Consider the following 15581-nt stretch of genomic DNA (forward strand, 5'->3'; position numbering starts at 1 on the left):
GTTCATGGCGCCTTCCGCCCTGAACCGCCGCCCACCGGCGCATCGCCGGACTGGATGCCGTTCGACAGCCAGGACAGATCACCCGCATCGGTGTTGGTCGCGTAGACGCTCGGCTGGTTACCGCCGTAGCGCACGATCGATACGGAAGCCGGGCCCACGGTAATACGCTGGAACAGGTCAAGGTGCATGCCGAGCGCGTCGGCGAGGATTGACTTGATGATGTCACCGTGACTTACCGCAACCCACACGGCTCCTGGCCCGTACTCGGCTTCGAAGGCTGCATCGTGGCGTCGAATCGCCGCCACCGACCGAGCCTGCATCGCGGCCATGGATTCACCTCCAGGAAAGACGACGGCGGACGGTTGGGACTGCACAACCGGCCACAGATCCTCGGTCGCGAGATCACTGAGCATGCGGCCCTGCCACTGGCCGTAGTCGCACTCGGTGAGATCGAGATCGACCGGCGCGTACGGCGTGCCAGCCTGGCGATCGAGGATGAGCTGGGCGGTCTGCTGACAACGCTCAAGCGGGCTCGACACCACCGCGACCAAGGGCACCGCCGCGAGCCGGTCTCCAGCCAGAGCCGCCTGGTCGCGCCCGACTTGGTCCAGACTGACGCCGACCGCCCGCCCGGCCAGCAGCCCCGTGGCATTGGCTGTAGTGCGGCCGTGCCGTACGAGAATAACTGTCGCCATCCACCCAGCCTAACCACCCGCTCGCTGCGGTGGAGCCGATATTTACGCCGTCCTATCCGGCACGGGGTAGACCAGGGCGACTTCGCCGGCCGGACGCCTGCTGCCCACGGCGAGCACGGCGTCTACATCCTGGTCAGGTGCCCGGTCCTTCGTCGATGGCCGAGCCCCAGCATTCAGCCGGCGGGGAATCGGGGGCTCGGACGGTCCACAGCGAACCGCTTTCCTCCTCCGGATCGTGCGCGCAGCCCAACGTCGTGCCGAGACGCTTCCCTGTGACGGAACGTGGTGGGGCTCCGATTTAACGTCTAGCGTTATTAACGCTGTGCGTTATATCCTGACGTCGTGATCAGGTCGTTCGGGAGCAAAGACACCGAACGACTGTGGCGTCGTGAGCATGTGGCTTCGATGGATTCACGGATCCTTCGGTCCGCCCTCCGCAAGCTTCGCCAGGTGGGGTCCGCGGAGTCGATCGAGGATCTCCGCGTTCCGCCGGGGAACCGGCTCGAAGCACTGAAAGGTGACCGGACCGGTCAATACAGCATCAGGATCAAGGACCCGTGGCGGATCTGCTTCAGGTGGACAGACGCTGGACCAGAGGAGGTGGAGATCGTTGACTACCATTGACTATCTTGCGCCGATTCACCCAGGTGAAGTTCTCATGGAGGATTTCATTGAGGGTTTCGGCATCACGCAGAACAAGCTCGCCGTGGCGATCCATGTGCCGCCGCGCCGAATCAATGAGATAGTGCACGGCAAGCGTGCGATCACAGCCGACACGGCACTACGTCTCGGCAAGTATTTTGGAACGTCGGCTCAGTTTTGGCTCAACCTGCAGACGCATTACGATCTCGACGTTGCCGAAGATCGTGCGGCTGGGCAGATCGCTGCCATCACGCCTCTCAAGGTCGCGTGAACAAATCGGTGCGGCTGGTCATCGACATGCCGGTACAGTTCATCTCGCGAGTTATCCACATAACGCAACTAAGCCGTCCTGCGCAGCTTGCGCTTTGGCAATACTTGGTGAATGGGAATCAGATATTACGCATATGCATTCGACGGCGACCTCACTGAACAGGTGCTTTCCGACCCGATGACCTTCGTGTCGGTTGATCCGCTTGCTGATGCTTGGGGCCTTGACCCTGGTGTCGGGATCAGTGGTACCACCTTCGAACAATTGATATCTGAGCGCGACATGCTCTATCTGGACAAGGCATGGCGGCATCTGCAGGTTCTCACGGCCCCATTGGGGGCGGCCATGGCGGCGCGACCCGCTTTTCGTATGTTTGAAGGCAACGTGACCATGCATGGCGAAGGTTGGGATCCGTGGGTAAAGGCCTTGACTCCGTCCGAGGTTTTGGCGATTGCTCAGGACTTGGACGATATCTCTGATGCGGAGGTGAGGCTGCGGTTGCCGGATTCGCCATGTGTCGATCGGGACCTTGACGCCGAGTATGCCGTTGGCTATCTTCGACGGGCTCGGGTCTTCGCCACCAATCTCGCCGACGAGGGGCGCGGCATGGTCTACCTGATCGGGTAACGATCATCCTGTCTTAACGCCGACGGGCGACATCCCTGCTCAGAATACTCGGCCAGGTTTCGACATCTCCGGGGGTCCGGGCGACCGTCAGCGTTGCTTGCGGGAGCAGTGCGGCAAGGGATTCCGCGGTTGACAGCGGGTGGCCCGGATCATCGACCCACGCCAAGATGGTCGTCGGTACGTCGATTCGCGCGACGGCCTCAAGACCAGGCAGATCGCTAAGTGCCGCGCCTCGAAACAACGACGGCAAGAGGGCGTCGGCGACGTCGGGCACCGTCTCCGGCGCACCAATTGTGGCCGGCGGCGGTGCTGCTCCGCGCGTGGTGGCGAGGAATGCCTCGACACCAACAGATTCGATAAGCGCCGCGGCAACTCGGTAGTTTGCAGCCTGTGCAGTTCGGGTTTCCCACGCCGTCGGTGGCACCATAAGTGTCAGCCCGCTAAAGCGGTCTGGCTCGCGGGAAGCGGCGTGCAAGAGTGTGCCGGTACCCATGGAGGGACCAACTCCGTGGACACGTTCGCCCGGGAACCAATGATCGAGCAGTCGCAGGAGGTCGTATGCGAGGCTTTGCCATTGATAGTCCTCGGGGACCTTCCGCCCCGTCGACAGGCCATGGCCGCGTGCGTCGTACCGCAGCAGTCGAGTTCCACTAAGCCCTCGACCGAGGTCGAGGTTGAGCACCCGATCGTGCGCGCGGCTTGAGGTAAGGCCATGCAGTTGGACAACCGGGTGTCCACCTTCGTCGCTCAAAGCAACCGCAAGCTCGGCTCCGGGAACCTCGAAAGTGGGCATCAGGCTCCTCGTTTCGTGACTGACCGCGCCACCTCGAGCGGCCGCGTTGAGTATTCAGGCTATCTGGGGCGATAGGATACTGCCATGCGGCTGACCAACGTCACCCACCTGCGCCTACCGTTCGGACGACTTTGGGGCTACGACGTCAGTGTGTCTGCGCTCGGCCGGCGTCTTCCAGTGTCCTTTGACCAGCGGCTCCATGTGGGAGCAGGCGACCGCCCCGGCTCCTGGATGGCATTGTCTTTTCGGCTGCCGACACCAACTCGTCGTGAGTCAATTGCCGATGCCTGGCTGGCTGTCGTCGCCCGTCATGGCACACTGCGAACGGCATTCGTGCCCGGTGCGGATGGTGATCCGGAGCTTCACGAAATTGACATTGGTCCGGGAACCTGGGTCGAGCATCATGTATCTTCTGGTCAGGCCGTCAATGACGCGGTGCGGGACATTCTCGATGCAGCATGTTCGCCATACCAACAGCCCTCACACCGGCTGTGCGTATCGGAGACTGCCGCTGGACTCACCGTCGTGATTGCGGCCGATCACGCCCACGTCGATATGTGGTCCATGCTGGTGATCGCGCGAGACCTGCTGTCTGCGCTCGATGCGGGGAGGGCCGGCCGTGAACCGTTACCCGGGGCAGCGCCCGCATTTGTTGAACACACGCAAGCACTGCTGGATCGGGATGCGGCGCCGGACCATGTGCGTCGCCGATGGGAAGACATCATCCGGGACAGCGGCGGCGTCATGCCGCAATTCCCACTGCCCCTGGGTGCGCCAGATCCGCAGCGCGAGCGTGTGGAAGTTCGCGATGTGTTCGATCTCGACGATGGTGCAGCATTTGCTGCGCAGGCCCGCAACGACGGTGTCTCGACGCTTGCACTCGCTGTTGTTGCGATGACAGCGGTGACCCGCGAGTTGGCGGGAACCCCGCTGCGAGCCGTTTTTCCCGTGCACAGCCGCTTCGACGACCGCTGGCATGACTCAGTCGGCTGGTTCATTACTAATTCGGTACTTGAGTCGGCGGTCGCCGAGCCGCGCGCTGCGGCGGCCGCGGTAAAAGAGGCTGTGCAGCTTGGCTCGTGGCCTCTCGCGGACGTGCTGGCTCCATGGGGCGGCATGCCCGTAGCTCCCGGTATGTTCGCGATCTCCTGGCTGGACCTGCGCAGGCTGCCGGTGCGAATCGACTCCGTCGGACTCGACGCCCATTATGTGAGCGCGACAATCGACACCGACGGCGTCATGCTTTGGTTCATCCTGGACGAGTCCGGTCTGCACTTGAGATGCCGTTATCCCGACACCGTTGAGGCGCGAGCCAACGTCGGCGGATGGCTTGATCTGCTGGTCGCTCGTTTGCAGGCAGATGCGCGATCCTCAGTTCGAGGACTGCTGCGGGTGGACGGCCGGACCTTCAGGCTGGAACGGGCGAGTCGCGATGATGTGGAGGCCATCGCCGCGCTGTTGTCTGATGATCAGTTCGGTCCCGATCGTGAGTGCGTCGAGCTCGAACGATACGAGGGGGCCTACAACCTGGTTGTGCGCGACAGTTCCAACTATCTGGGGGTTGTCCGCAATGATGCCGATCGCATCGTTGCGACGATGCAATTGACCGTCATTCCAGGTCTTTCCCGGGGTGGTTCTTCCCGTCTACAGATCGAGGGACTGCGGGTTGCGGCCGCGGAACGCTCACATGGCTTGGGCACCGCGATGCTTGAGTGGGCACACGATTTTGGTCGTGCGCGCGGGGCGCAACTGGCACAGGTGACCACCGACGAAGCACGGGAACGGGCTCGGGCCTTCTACACCCGACTCGGATATCGGACCGCCCACGTAGGACTGAAACGGCGCATATAAAAGCCTTCCCTGCGCGTCGTTGGCGATTTTCGAGTGGCCTGGGAAGTCCGATACCTCGCCCCCTTCCCAGCGTTCCCCGCCTGGAGGGTTCAGTGATGGGGAATTAACTGACATAAGCGCCGATTCGCCTTGAATCGGGCCTTATGTCATGTTGGCGTGGATTACGGAACCACTAGGACGTCCTTCGATGATTGCATCTCGATAACAAACTTTACCGGCGGGAAACTTTGGACCCAAACATCCGTTCCGGGCGCTAGGCTACTGCTCATGTGAGACCAGCCACAAGCCTGCTGAGGGGGTTGTGGCAGTCTGCCGGAGTCAACAGCGCCGGCTTTTTCCACTCAAAAAAATAGGAGGCGGAATGCGTTTCGGACGTACTTCCAAAGCAGTGGGTATTGCGGCAATCGCCGCGATCGCACTGAGCGCCTGTGCCGGCAATTCCGGTGGCAATACCCCATCCACCGGAGCAGCCAAGACGGGTGGCACGGCCACTGTGGTCGAGGTCAACGCTTTCAACACGTTCAACCCCAACACAGCCGACGGCAATACTGACATCAACTCCAAGGTCAGCTACGCCACGCACTCGGGCTTCTACTACATCGACAACAAGCTGAACGTCGTTCACAACGACAAGTTCGGCAAGATGGAGAAGGTCTCGGACAACCCGCTGACCGTCAAGTACACCATCAACGACGGTGTGAAGTGGTCTGACGGCACCCCGGTCTCCGCAGCTGACCTCCTCCTGCAATGGGCGGCCTTCTCCGGTTACTACGACGACGCCGATTCCAAGGCCAAGACGGGTACGTCCTACTTCTCGTACGCCGGTGACAACACGGGCCTCAGTCTGACGGACTTCCCGGAGATCAGCAACAACGACAAGACCCTCACGCTCAAGTACTCCAAGCCGTTCGCCGACTGGGAAATCGTGCTTGGTGGTCCCGGCATTGACGTTCCTGCCCACGTCCTTGCCCAGAAGGCCGGCCTGAAGGACACACAGGCCTTGATTGACTTCTTCAAGAGCAAGCCGCGCGGAGATTCCAAGGCACCACTTCCCGCGGATCCGAAGCTGAAGGCAATGTCGGACATGTGGAACACCGGCTTCGATACGAAGACGCTTCCTGCCGACCCGACCCTGTTCCTCTCAAACGGTCCTTACATCGTCAAGAGCATGAACCAGGACCAGTCCCTCACCATGGTCCGCAACAAAGACTACAACTGGGGACCGACTCCAAACCTTGACGAAATCACCGTCCGATACATCGGTTCGGCGCCGGCCCAGGTCCAGGCCCTCAAGAACGGCGAGGCGGACATCATTGCCCCGCAGGCTTCCGCGGACACCCTCGACCAGTTGAAGGCACTCTCCAGCCAGGGCGTTACCGTAGATCAGGGCAACCAGCTGGCCTTCGACCACTTGGATCTGAACTTCTCGGGTCCGCTGGCCGACCAGAACGTGCGTACCGCTTTCATGAAGACGGTTCCCCGTAAGGACATCGTCAACAAGATCATCGGCAAGCTTGATCCGAACGCGAAGCCGCTGGACTCCCAGATCTTCGTTCCCCAGCAGGCTGCCTACGCTGATTCCGCCAAGAACAATGGCTCCTCGGCTTACCAGGACGTCGACATTGATGGTGCCAAGAAGCTCCTGAACGGTGCTACTCCGGAAATCCGCATCATGTACAACAAGGACAACCCGAACCGTGTTGACGCTTTCTCGCTGATCCGCGAATCCGCCACCAAGGCTGGCTTCAAGATCGTCGACGGCGGCTTGGGCGCCTCTGACTGGGGCAAGGCCTTGGGCAAGGGCGGCTATGACGCAACCATCTTCGGGTGGATCAACCCGGGTGTCGGAGTCTCCGGCGTTCCGCAGATCTTCAAGACCGCCGGTGGCAACAACTTCAACCAGTTCAGCAACACCGACGCCGACAAGCTGATGGAGGAGCTTGTGGTCACCACCGACCGCAGCAAGCAGGACGATCTCCAAAAGCAGATCGACAAGAAGATCTGGGACAGCTCTTACGGTGTTCCCCTCTTCCAGTCAGTGAACGTGGACGCCTACAGCGACCGCATCACCGGCGTGAAGCTCATGCCGAACCAGACCGGTGTTTGGTGGAACTTCTGGGAGTGGGCCCAGAAGTAAACCTTGCTCGCTGAGCTAAATTACCTGCCAAGGCGCCGGGACCGACGTACCATGGTCCCGGCGCCTTGGTTGGTGCACCGGCATATTGTCCGTTTCCCACAACCTCACCAGGGGAACGGGCACGATTCTGCGATGGGCGCCGGCGAACCCGGGCCTGGATTTCGAGGTTCCTCACCATGTTGACCTATATAGTCCGGCGGTTGGTTACCGCCGCATTCATTCTTCTCGGAGCATCGTTCCTGGTGTATCTCCTGACAGCGTCGTCCGGAGATCCCCTGGCAGAATACCGAGCCAGCAGCGCGCCGAACCGGCAAGCGCTGATGGATGCCCGCATCAATCTGCTTGATCTCAACACTCCGCCGCCATTGCGCTACTTCAAGTGGCTTGGCGGTGCGGCCCAATGTGTTGTGCCGTTTGGAAACGCCTGCAACCTTGGCAAGAACATCGCTGGACAGCCAATTACGGAGGCTCTCGGCTTTGCCTTGGTTCAAACCCTGACGCTCGTCACGGGCGCCACAGTCCTAGCTATCCTGATCGGCATCTCCCTCGGCATCGTCACCGCCCTCCGCCAGTACAGTGCGTTGGACTACGGCGTGACGTTCATGGCGTTCCTGTTCTTCTCGCTGCCGATCTTCTGGGTGGCCGTCCTCCTCAAGGAATTCGGTGCCATCGGCTTCAACGACTTCCTTCGAAATCCGGAAATACCGCCTGCCGTGGCCTTGGGGATCGGTGCCGTTCTCGGCGTCATCGCCGCAGTGGTCGTCGGTGGAGCGGCCAAACGCCGACTGATCGTCGGTGGCTCGGTCTTCGCGGCTGTGTCCCTTGTCCTTTTCTACTTCTCCCTGACGCAGTGGTTCCGCAATCCCGGTCTGGGTCCCGTCATCATCGCCATTCTTGGAGTGGGAATTGCCTTCGGAGTCACGGTATTGGTTTCAGGGCTCAAGAACCGCAAGGCCCTGCAATCGAGCCTGATCGTGGTGGGCATCGGCGTGATCGCCTACTTCGCTGTCCAGCCGTTACTCAATGACGCGACCGGGCTCATGATTTTCCTCCTTGCCATCGCCACCATCCTTGTTGGCGTGGCCGTCGGGTACTTCATGGGCGGTTTCGACCGTGGACAGTCAATGCGTGCCGCCGCTATCACCGCGTTCCTGGTCGGAGCGCTCGTGGTCCTGGACCGCTTCATGCAGGCCTGGCCGTCGTACTTCAACAACAGCCGGGTTCGTGGGCGTCCCATCGCGACCATCGGGGCGGGAACCCCGAACATCCAAGGCGACTTCTGGATCATGTCCACCGATACGCTCACCCACCTCGTATTGCCCACGATCGCCCTGATCCTGGTCTCCCTGGCCAGCTATACGCGATTCACGCGCTCGTCGATGCTGGAAATCATGAACATGGACTACATCCGGACAGCACGGGCAAAGGGCTTGAGTGAACGGTCAGTGATCATGGGCCACGCGTTCCGGAACGCCCTGATACCCATCGCGACGATCGTCGCGTTCGACATCGGCGCATTGATCGGTGGTGCGGTCATCACGGAATCGGTGTTTTCCGTCCGCGGGATGGGCTTCCTGTTCATTGACGGACTGCAACGCTCCGATGTGAACCCGGTTATGGGCGTCTTCTTGTGTGTCGCCATCACCGCGATGGTCTTCAACCTCGTAGCGGACCTCGCTTACTCCGCTCTCGACCCACGCGTAAGGATCAAAGCATGAGCCAGCCAACCCAAGAGGAAGAAATTCTGGCACAACAGGCGCTTGCCGAAGCAGCACGCGCCGAGGCCGGCATCGAAGTTACCGGTGGCCTCAGCCAAGGCCAGATTGTCCGTAAACGGTTCTTTGGCCACACCGGTGCCTTGATCGGGCTCGCAGTGTTCGCTGCGATCTTCCTGCTCGCTTTCACTTCAGTGGGTGCTTTTGGCATCCCTGGGTGGTGGAAGTACAACCACGTGGACGTTTCGCCCCTCGTCAACGATGGTGTCCCGACGTCGTCGTTGTGGCCCCTTGCCTGGGGAGAGCACCCGTTCGGCCAGGACCGGATTGGACGCGATCTGTTTGCCATGACCATGCGCGGTGCCCAACAGTCCATCACTGTCATGGTCCTGATCGGCGCCATCGCGGGTGCGGTCGGCGCAATCGTCGGCGGTCTTGCCGGTTATTTCCGCGGCTGGGTGGAAGCCGTCCTCATGCGCCTCACCGACGTCATCATCATCATCCCTGTGCTGCTCCTTGCGGCCGTGGTTGGCCAGATTGCCAACCGCAGGGATGAAGGAAGTTGGATTGCAGGCTTCGCTTCCAACAACGGTGTCGTCATTCTTGGCGTCTTTCTTGGCTTCGTCCTCTGGGTGGGCCTCGCCCGCTTGGTCCGCGGTGAGTTCCTGACCCTGCGCGAGCGGGAGTTCGTAGACGCGGCCAGGATCTCCGGAGCATCCAACGCAAGGATCATCTTTAAACACATCCTCCCCAACGCCGTCGGTGTGCTGATCGTGAACGTGACGCTGACCATGTCCGCAGCGATCCTGCTGGAGACCGCCCTCAGCTACCTGGGCCTCGGCGTGAAGGCTCCCGATACCTCGCTCGGCCTGTTGGTTGCGCAGAACCAAGAAGCCTTCGCTACAAGGCCGTGGCTCTTCTGGTTCCCGGGCCTGTTCATCATCCTCATCTGCTTGAGCATCAACTTCATCGGCGACGGCCTGCGGGACGCGTTCGATCCGCGGCAGAAGAAGTTCAAAGCCAAGACCGCCGTCGAAACAACGCGCCACTCCAGCACGACGGCGCCGGTTGCCGATGCCTCGAAAGGCAGCTGAGTGCTACCCGTGCGGGGAAACCTCCTAAAGGAAGACCGCCCAGTAGCTGGCCGCGGCCAAGGCCACCGTGGCCGCTATCCGGAACCATCCGACGGCAACCGTCACCAAAGCGTCCTCAGCCCGGCCGGGTTCTACGCGTCCGGCTTCTACGAGGTTCTGCCAGCGGGTTCGGACGAGGACTGCTGCGGCACCGGAATCGGTGTTCTTGAGGTCTCCGGGGCGAACCGAGCTGCCGGGGCCGTAGGTGGTGCCCGGAAGTCCTTTGAGGTGCTCGGGGCGGGCATTGCGCCCGCCCCAGATTCCCGGCGCGGGAGCGGCCCACGCCGGGTACTTCTTGCGAGGCGTCACGAGGGTGAGGGCGTAGCGGGTATCAACCTGCACCAGGGCGTCCCACGGAACATCGATGGTCCGGTAAGGATTCTCCAGCGCAACGCCGGAATCCCTGACCACCACTACCGGGCGCCAGAAAAGCAACCAGCCAAGGAACGCTATGAAGAGCAGGGGAGTGGTGCCCGGAAGAGCGCGCGGCCCGGCTGCCACGAGCGTGACGACAACTCCGAAAACGGCAACTACCCAGCAGATCCAAGCAAATATCTTGCTGGTCCGGGCCTTGAAGATTTCGACATTGCCGGCATACGGCTCTCTGCTCATGCCCCTAATAATTCAGGATTCCGGGCTACTTCACTAATCACCCCTTGGAGGGTGGCCCGGATGGAAGGGAAGACCCAACATGACTGACAACGCCAGCCCCGAACCGGAGGCTACCCACCTCGAGACCGAGTCGGACAAGAGCGCGCGCGGGGCCATGGTCCTGGAAGTACGCGATCTCAGCGTCGACTTCGGTGTCGACAAGAAATGGGTGCCTGCCGCCATCGGGCTGAACTACGAGGTCAGGGCCGGCGAGGTCCTCGCGATCGTCGGCGAGTCCGGTTCCGGCAAGAGTGCAAGTTCCATGGCCCTGCTCGGCCTGCTGCCCAGCAACAGCCGGGTTCGGGGGAGTGTCAAGCTCTCGGGCAAAGAGTTACTGGGTGACAAGTCAGGCAATATCCGGGAAGTCCGGGGCAAGGACGTCGCGGTCATCTTCCAGGAGCCCATGACCGCTCTCAACCCCGTGTACACCGTCGGTGCGCAGATAGTTGAGACGATCCGGTTGCACAACTCGATCTCCCCTGATGAAGCCAGGCAGCGGGCCGTGCGCATGCTCGATCTGGTGGAGCTCCCAGACCCGGAGAAGGCCTTCAAGTCCTATCCTCACCAGCTCTCCGGCGGCCAGCGGCAGCGAGCCATGATCGCGCAGTCATTGTCTTGTGATCCCAAACTCCTGATCGCAGACGAACCCACTACTGCCTTGGACGTGACTGTCCAGGCTGAAATCCTGGACCTGATGCGCAACCTGCGCAACAAGCTGGACAGCGCCATCGTCCTGATCACCCACGACATGGGCGTGGTGGCCGACCTCGCCGATCGTATTGCGGTGATGCGCAAAGGCGTCATCGTGGAGAGCGGTACTGCGCAGCAGATCTTCTCCAACCCCCAGCACGAATACACGCAAGCTCTGCTAGCCGCTGTTCCCCACCTGGGGCAGGGGGCGGACAGCGCCGACGTCGACGTCACCGCTGCATTGGCTGCCGCGACCCATGCAGAGCTGGAATCGGTCGATCACGATGAACTGGTGCGACGGGAACTCGAGAACCAGGCTGCTTTGAAGGCAGCTGCCGACGAAGCTGCCAAGCCCAAGGGTGAGGCCGTGCTTGAGCTGATCGACGTGGCTATCGAGTACCCCAAACAGGGCCGGGTTCCCGCCTTCCGCGCTGTCGAGGGCGCCAACCTCGTGATCTACCCCGGTCAGGTAGTAGGCCTTGTTGGGGAGTCCGGATCCGGCAAAACGACCATTGGACGCGCCGCCGTCGGGCTCTTGCCCGTAGCTGCAGGCAGCATGCGTGTGGTGGGGCAGGACATTTCCGCTGCAAAGCGGAATGGAAAGCAACTGCACGAAGTGAGGCGGGACATCGGCATGGTGTTCCAGGATCCGTCGTCGTCGCTGAACCCGCGGCTGCCCATCGGCGAAAGCATCGGCGAACCGATGTACCTCGCCGGGGTCGCGAAGGGCGTCGATCTGCAGAAACGGATTGAGACCCTCCTGGACCAGGTGGAACTGCCGCGCGGCTACCGCAACCGGTATCCGCATGAATTGTCAGGCGGTCAGAAGCAGCGCGTCGGCATTGCCCGGGCGCTGTCCCTGCAGCCCAAGCTCATGGTCGCTGATGAGCCGACTTCGGCGCTCGACGTTTCGGTACAGGCAAAGGTCCTGGAACTCTTCCAGAACCTGCAGAGGGAGCTGGGATTCGCGTGCCTGTTCGTCACGCACGACCTCGCCGTGGTTGATGTGCTCGCAGACCGGATCTGCGTGATGCAGCGCGGCCGGATCGTGGAGCAAGGCACCCGGGAGCAAATCCTTCGCAATCCGCAGGAGCCCTACACCCAGAGGCTGCTGGCCGCGGTGCCGCTTCCGGACCCTGAGAAGCAGCGCGAGCGTCGGGAACTGCGCGCCCAGCTCATGGCCGCCGGGATCGAGTAGCAACCCGGGAGGCATTCCCAACGGCACGTACTCGCCGTCGCAACCGCAAAAGAGTCCCCGTGGCCAGTTCAATTGGCCGGCGGGGGCTCTTTTTCGTGGTTGTTTGAGGCGCTGAGTGTGTCCGTTGCACTCCTTTGGGGTGCCCGAAAAAGCCCTACATTCCGGGGAAAATCAAGGGTCAGGCGTGTCGAGTGTAGCAAGGGGCCGCCTATTTCGTGAAATGACTGCTTCATTTACTTGAAATGACTGCTTCATTACTAAAACTGTCAAGAGCACACTTCGTTGTTCATGCCAATGGGATTCCATATTTCGGACAAGGTGTGGTTAGGATTACACATCCATGTAGGCCGCGTCACAGGATAATTCTGTGCCTGGCCCCGGGGGCAGCTATGAGTTGCCCCGACCCATCCCCCTGAATCCATAGGAGGCGGAATGCGTTTTTCGCGCACTTCCAAAGCTCTTGGCTTGCTGGCAGTCGCCGCACTTGCCCTCACCGGATGCGGCAGCTCTGGCTCCGGAAGCAGCGGCCAGACCGCTGCCGGCGATCCGAACAAAATCATCACCGCATACAGCAATGAACCCCAGCACCCCCTGATCCCTTCCAACACCAACGAGGTGTACGGCGGCCGCGTTGTCGACCTCCTGTTCGAAGGCCTGACCAGCTACGACGCCAATGGCAAGTCCGTGAATGCACTAGCGGAATCCATTGACACGAGCGACGGCCAGAACTACACCATCAAGGTCAAGAAGGGCGCCAAGTTCACCAACGGCGAGGCAGTCACCGCCAAGAGCTTCGTTGATACTTGGAACTTCGCCGCCCTGAGCACCAACGCCCAGGCCAGCAGCAGCTTCTTCGAATCCATCGAAGGCTACGACGCAGTCAGCGCCGTCACGAAGACCAAGGGCGCGGACGGCAAGTCAACGTCGACTCCCGCACCGACCGCCCAGACGATGTCCGGCCTGGTGCTGAAGGACGATTCGACGATCACCGTCAAGCTGGCCCAGCCGGAAGCCGACTGGCCGCAGCGCCTCGGCTACTCCGCCTTCATGCCGCTTCCGGCCGACGCCCTCAAGGACCCGAAGGCTTTCGGCGAAAACCCCATCGGCAACGGCCCCTACAAGATGGCCGCCAAGGGTGCCTGGCAGCACGACAGCCAGATCGCCCTCGTCAAGAACCCGGACTACCAGGGCACCCGTATCGCCAAGAACGGCGGCGTGACCTTCAAGTTCTACACCGACCCGGCTCCGGCCTACACGGACGTCCAGGCCAACAACCTTGACGTTACCGACGTCCTGCCGACGAACGCCCTGAAGACCTACACCACGGACTTCCCGGACCACAGCCTGAACAAGGCATATGCAGGCAACGCAACCCTGAACATCCCGAACTACCTGCCTGAGTTCCAGGGACCAGCCGGCCAGCTGCGTCGCCAGGCCATCTCCATGGCGATCAACCGCGATGAGATCACCAAGGTCGTCTTCAACGGCACCCGTATTCCGGCAAAAGACTTCACGTCTCCGTCCATTGACGGCTACAACGCCAATGTGACCGGCTCCGACGTTCTGAAGTTCGACGCCGCGAAGGCCAAGGACCTGTGGGCAAAGGCAGACGCCATGAGCCCGTGGCCCGCCGACAAGGTTCTTCAGCTCGCGTACAACACCGATGGTGGCAACAAGGAATGGATTGACGCCGTTGCAAACAACCTGAAGAACAATCTCGGCGTCAAGGCAGAAGGCCAGCCGTTCGCCAAGTTCGCCGAGATCCTGAACCTCCGCACGGCCAAGACCCTCCCGGGCTTCACCCGCGCTGGTTGGCAGGCGGACTACCCGTCGCTGTTCAACTTCCTCGGCCCGCTGCTGAAGACCGGTGCCAGCGCCAACTACGAGGGTTACAGCAACCCTGAGTTCGACAAGCTGCTGACCGAGGGCCTGGCATCCAAGTCCACGGACGACGCCAACAAGAAGTTCACCCAGGCACAGGAAATCCTCTTCAAGGACCTCCCGAACCTGCCCCTGTGGTACCAGGCACGCCAGGCTGTATGGAGCCAGAACGTTAGCAACGTTGACTCCGGCTGGAACGGCGTCCTGCTGTACTACAACATCACTGCAAAGTAGTCCTACTGGACTTGTTCCAAGCTCGTTAGCGTATGGGGGTCCGGCTACAAACCGGGCCCCCATGCCTTGATTCGGCACGAAAGCTGTCCCTAATGAATCCCCACATTTTCAAGAGCGCCCAGGAACCGTTGCTGTGACCCAGTACATCCTCCGGCGTTTGCTGCAGGTCATTCCCGTATTCCTGGGAACCACCCTGCTCGTGTACTTCATGGTCTTTGCCCTCCCGGGCGACCCCATCCGCGCCCTGTTCGGCGACCGACCGCCCAGCGAGTCCGTCATTGCCGCGCTGCGTCAGCAATACAACCTCGACCAGCCGTTCTGGGTCCAGTACGGCCTGTTCCTCAAGAACCTCTTCACGTTCAACCTCGGGGTGGACTTCACCGGCCAACCAATCGCAGCCACCCTTGGCCGCGTTTTCCCGGTCACCGCCATGCTCGCCGTCGAGGCCCTTGCCATCCAGGCTGTCTTCGGTGTGGCCTTCGGCCTGATTGCCGGCCTGCGCAAGGGGAAGATCTTCGACTCCACCGTGCTGGTCGCCTCCCTCGTGGTCATCGCCGTCCCGACGTTCGTCCTCGGCTTCGTGCTTCAGCTCGTCGTTGGCGTGCAGCTCGGCTGGGCCAAGCCGACCGTTGGATCCAACGCGGATTGGGGCTCCCTGATCCTTCCGGCCACAGTCCTTGGCCTCGTGTCGTTTGCCTACGTGTTGCGCCTCACCAGGGCCTCGGTCATTGAAAACATGAACGCCGATTACGTCCGCACCGCAACCGCGAAAGGCCTCTCCCGCCCCCGCGTGGTGCTGGCCCACATCCTGCGAAACTCCATGATTCCCGTGGTCACCTATCTGGGCGCGAACCTGGGTGGCTTGATGGGCGGCGCGATCGTCACCGAAGGCATTTTCAACGTGCCCGGCGTCGGCCAGAAGCTCTACCAAGCCGTGATCCGCAGCGAAGGCCCCACCGTCGTCGCCATTGTGAGCGTGCTGGTACTGGTCTTCGTTGCCGCCAACCTGCTGGTGGACCTCCTTTACGCCTGGCTTGACCCCAGGATTCGCTATGAAAAGTAGATC

The 15581-nt window shown here is 61.4% G+C and carries 13 protein-coding genes; 10 read left to right on the forward strand and 3 right to left on the reverse strand.

Features of this window, described 5'->3' with window-relative positions; genetic code table 11:
* Positions 1 to 2: 2 nt before the first annotated feature.
* Positions 3 to 695, reverse strand: a complete 693-nt coding sequence (locus AB4Z38_RS00640; protein ID WP_441427924.1) for a histidine phosphatase family protein — start codon at positions 693 to 695, stop codon at positions 3 to 5.
* 342 nt (positions 696 to 1037) lie between these two features.
* Between AB4Z38_RS00640 and AB4Z38_RS00645 the strand changes: the two genes are divergently transcribed.
* From AB4Z38_RS00645 to AB4Z38_RS00655, 3 genes are all read left to right on the forward strand, one after another.
* Positions 1038 to 1319: a type II toxin-antitoxin system RelE/ParE family toxin gene (locus AB4Z38_RS00645; protein ID WP_441427925.1), complete on the forward strand. Its 282-nt coding sequence runs from the start codon at positions 1038 to 1040 to the stop codon at positions 1317 to 1319.
* Complete coding sequence (locus AB4Z38_RS00650) at positions 1306 to 1608, forward strand: HigA family addiction module antitoxin (protein WP_234748386.1); 303 nt, start codon at positions 1306 to 1308, stop codon at positions 1606 to 1608. Before AB4Z38_RS00645 ends, AB4Z38_RS00650 begins: the two co-directional genes overlap by 14 nt.
* A gap of 111 nt (positions 1609 to 1719) precedes the next feature.
* Positions 1720 to 2232 carry a hypothetical protein gene (locus AB4Z38_RS00655; RefSeq protein ID WP_441427926.1) on the forward strand — a complete coding sequence of 171 codons (513 nt, stop codon included), beginning with the start codon at positions 1720 to 1722 and terminating at the stop codon, positions 2230 to 2232.
* A gap of 13 nt (positions 2233 to 2245) precedes the next feature.
* Here the strand turns inward: AB4Z38_RS00655 and AB4Z38_RS00660 are convergent, their stop codons facing one another.
* Complete coding sequence (locus tag AB4Z38_RS00660; protein WP_441427927.1) at positions 2246 to 3025, reverse strand: alpha/beta fold hydrolase; 780 nt, start codon at positions 3023 to 3025, stop codon at positions 2246 to 2248.
* Between the two features lie 84 nt (positions 3026 to 3109).
* Here AB4Z38_RS00660 and AB4Z38_RS00665 point away from each other — a divergent pair, with 84 nt between their 5' ends.
* From AB4Z38_RS00665 to AB4Z38_RS00680, 4 genes are all read left to right on the forward strand, one after another.
* Positions 3110 to 4876, forward strand: coding sequence for a GNAT family N-acetyltransferase (locus tag AB4Z38_RS00665; RefSeq protein WP_441427928.1), 1767 nt, complete (start codon positions 3110 to 3112; stop codon positions 4874 to 4876).
* A 361-nt stretch (positions 4877 to 5237) separates the two neighbouring features.
* Positions 5238 to 7013 (forward strand): ABC transporter family substrate-binding protein, encoded by a 1776-nt coding sequence (locus AB4Z38_RS00670; RefSeq protein WP_441427929.1) that lies wholly within the window; start codon positions 5238 to 5240, stop codon positions 7011 to 7013.
* 176 nt (positions 7014 to 7189) lie between these two features.
* The gene (locus AB4Z38_RS00675) at positions 7190 to 8731 is read left to right on the forward strand and encodes an ABC transporter permease (RefSeq protein WP_441427930.1); all 1542 of its coding nucleotides are present in this window, start codon (positions 7190 to 7192) and stop codon (positions 8729 to 8731) included.
* On the forward strand, positions 8728 to 9822 hold the full coding sequence (locus AB4Z38_RS00680) for an ABC transporter permease (protein ID WP_441427931.1): 1095 nt from the start codon (positions 8728 to 8730) through the stop codon (positions 9820 to 9822). Before AB4Z38_RS00675 ends, AB4Z38_RS00680 begins: the two co-directional genes overlap by 4 nt.
* A gap of 24 nt (positions 9823 to 9846) precedes the next feature.
* Here AB4Z38_RS00680 and AB4Z38_RS00685 read toward each other — a convergent pair whose 3' ends face one another.
* Positions 9847 to 10473: a PH domain-containing protein gene (locus AB4Z38_RS00685; protein WP_441427932.1), complete on the reverse strand. Its 627-nt coding sequence runs from the start codon at positions 10471 to 10473 to the stop codon at positions 9847 to 9849.
* A 79-nt stretch (positions 10474 to 10552) separates the two neighbouring features.
* On the opposite strand from AB4Z38_RS00685, the gene AB4Z38_RS00690 reads away from it, so the two are divergent.
* The 3 genes from AB4Z38_RS00690 (at position 10553) to AB4Z38_RS00700 (ending at position 15578) form a co-directional block, all read left to right on the forward strand.
* Positions 10553 to 12400: an ABC transporter ATP-binding protein gene (locus AB4Z38_RS00690; RefSeq protein WP_441427933.1), complete on the forward strand. Its 1848-nt coding sequence runs from the start codon at positions 10553 to 10555 to the stop codon at positions 12398 to 12400.
* A gap of 432 nt (positions 12401 to 12832) precedes the next feature.
* The gene (locus AB4Z38_RS00695; protein WP_441427934.1) at positions 12833 to 14515 is read left to right on the forward strand and encodes a peptide ABC transporter substrate-binding protein; all 1683 of its coding nucleotides are present in this window, start codon (positions 12833 to 12835) and stop codon (positions 14513 to 14515) included.
* Positions 14516 to 14648: 133 nt separating this feature from the next.
* Positions 14649 to 15578, forward strand: a complete 930-nt coding sequence (locus tag AB4Z38_RS00700) for an ABC transporter permease (protein ID WP_441427935.1) — start codon at positions 14649 to 14651, stop codon at positions 15576 to 15578.
* The last annotated feature ends 3 nt before the right edge of the window (positions 15579 to 15581 follow it).

The sequence above is a fragment of the Arthrobacter sp. 2RAF6 genome, from assembly GCF_052115205.1.
Taxonomy (GTDB): domain Bacteria; phylum Actinomycetota; class Actinomycetes; order Actinomycetales; family Micrococcaceae; genus Arthrobacter.

Bases quoted from the DNA above. Each gene is read 5' to 3' on its own strand.
- AB4Z38_RS00640 (WP_441427924.1), bottom strand. From the start codon at position 695: ATGGCGACAGTTATTCTCGTACGGCACGGCCGCACTACAGCCAATGCC.
- AB4Z38_RS00655 (WP_441427926.1), top strand. From the start codon at position 1,720: ATGGGAATCAGATATTACGCATATGCATTCGACGGCGACCTCACTGAA.
- AB4Z38_RS00660 (WP_441427927.1), bottom strand. From the start codon at position 3,025: ATGCCCACTTTCGAGGTTCCCGGAGCCGAGCTTGCGGTTGCTTTGAGC.
- AB4Z38_RS00665 (WP_441427928.1), top strand. From the start codon at position 3,110: ATGCGGCTGACCAACGTCACCCACCTGCGCCTACCGTTCGGACGACTT.
- AB4Z38_RS00670 (WP_441427929.1), top strand. From the start codon at position 5,238: ATGCGTTTCGGACGTACTTCCAAAGCAGTGGGTATTGCGGCAATCGCC.
- AB4Z38_RS00675 (WP_441427930.1), top strand. From the start codon at position 7,190: ATGTTGACCTATATAGTCCGGCGGTTGGTTACCGCCGCATTCATTCTT.
- AB4Z38_RS00680 (WP_441427931.1), top strand. From the start codon at position 8,728: ATGAGCCAGCCAACCCAAGAGGAAGAAATTCTGGCACAACAGGCGCTT.
- AB4Z38_RS00685 (WP_441427932.1), bottom strand. From the start codon at position 10,473: ATGAGCAGAGAGCCGTATGCCGGCAATGTCGAAATCTTCAAGGCCCGG.
- AB4Z38_RS00690 (WP_441427933.1), top strand. From the start codon at position 10,553: ATGACTGACAACGCCAGCCCCGAACCGGAGGCTACCCACCTCGAGACC.
- AB4Z38_RS00695 (WP_441427934.1), top strand. From the start codon at position 12,833: ATGCGTTTTTCGCGCACTTCCAAAGCTCTTGGCTTGCTGGCAGTCGCC.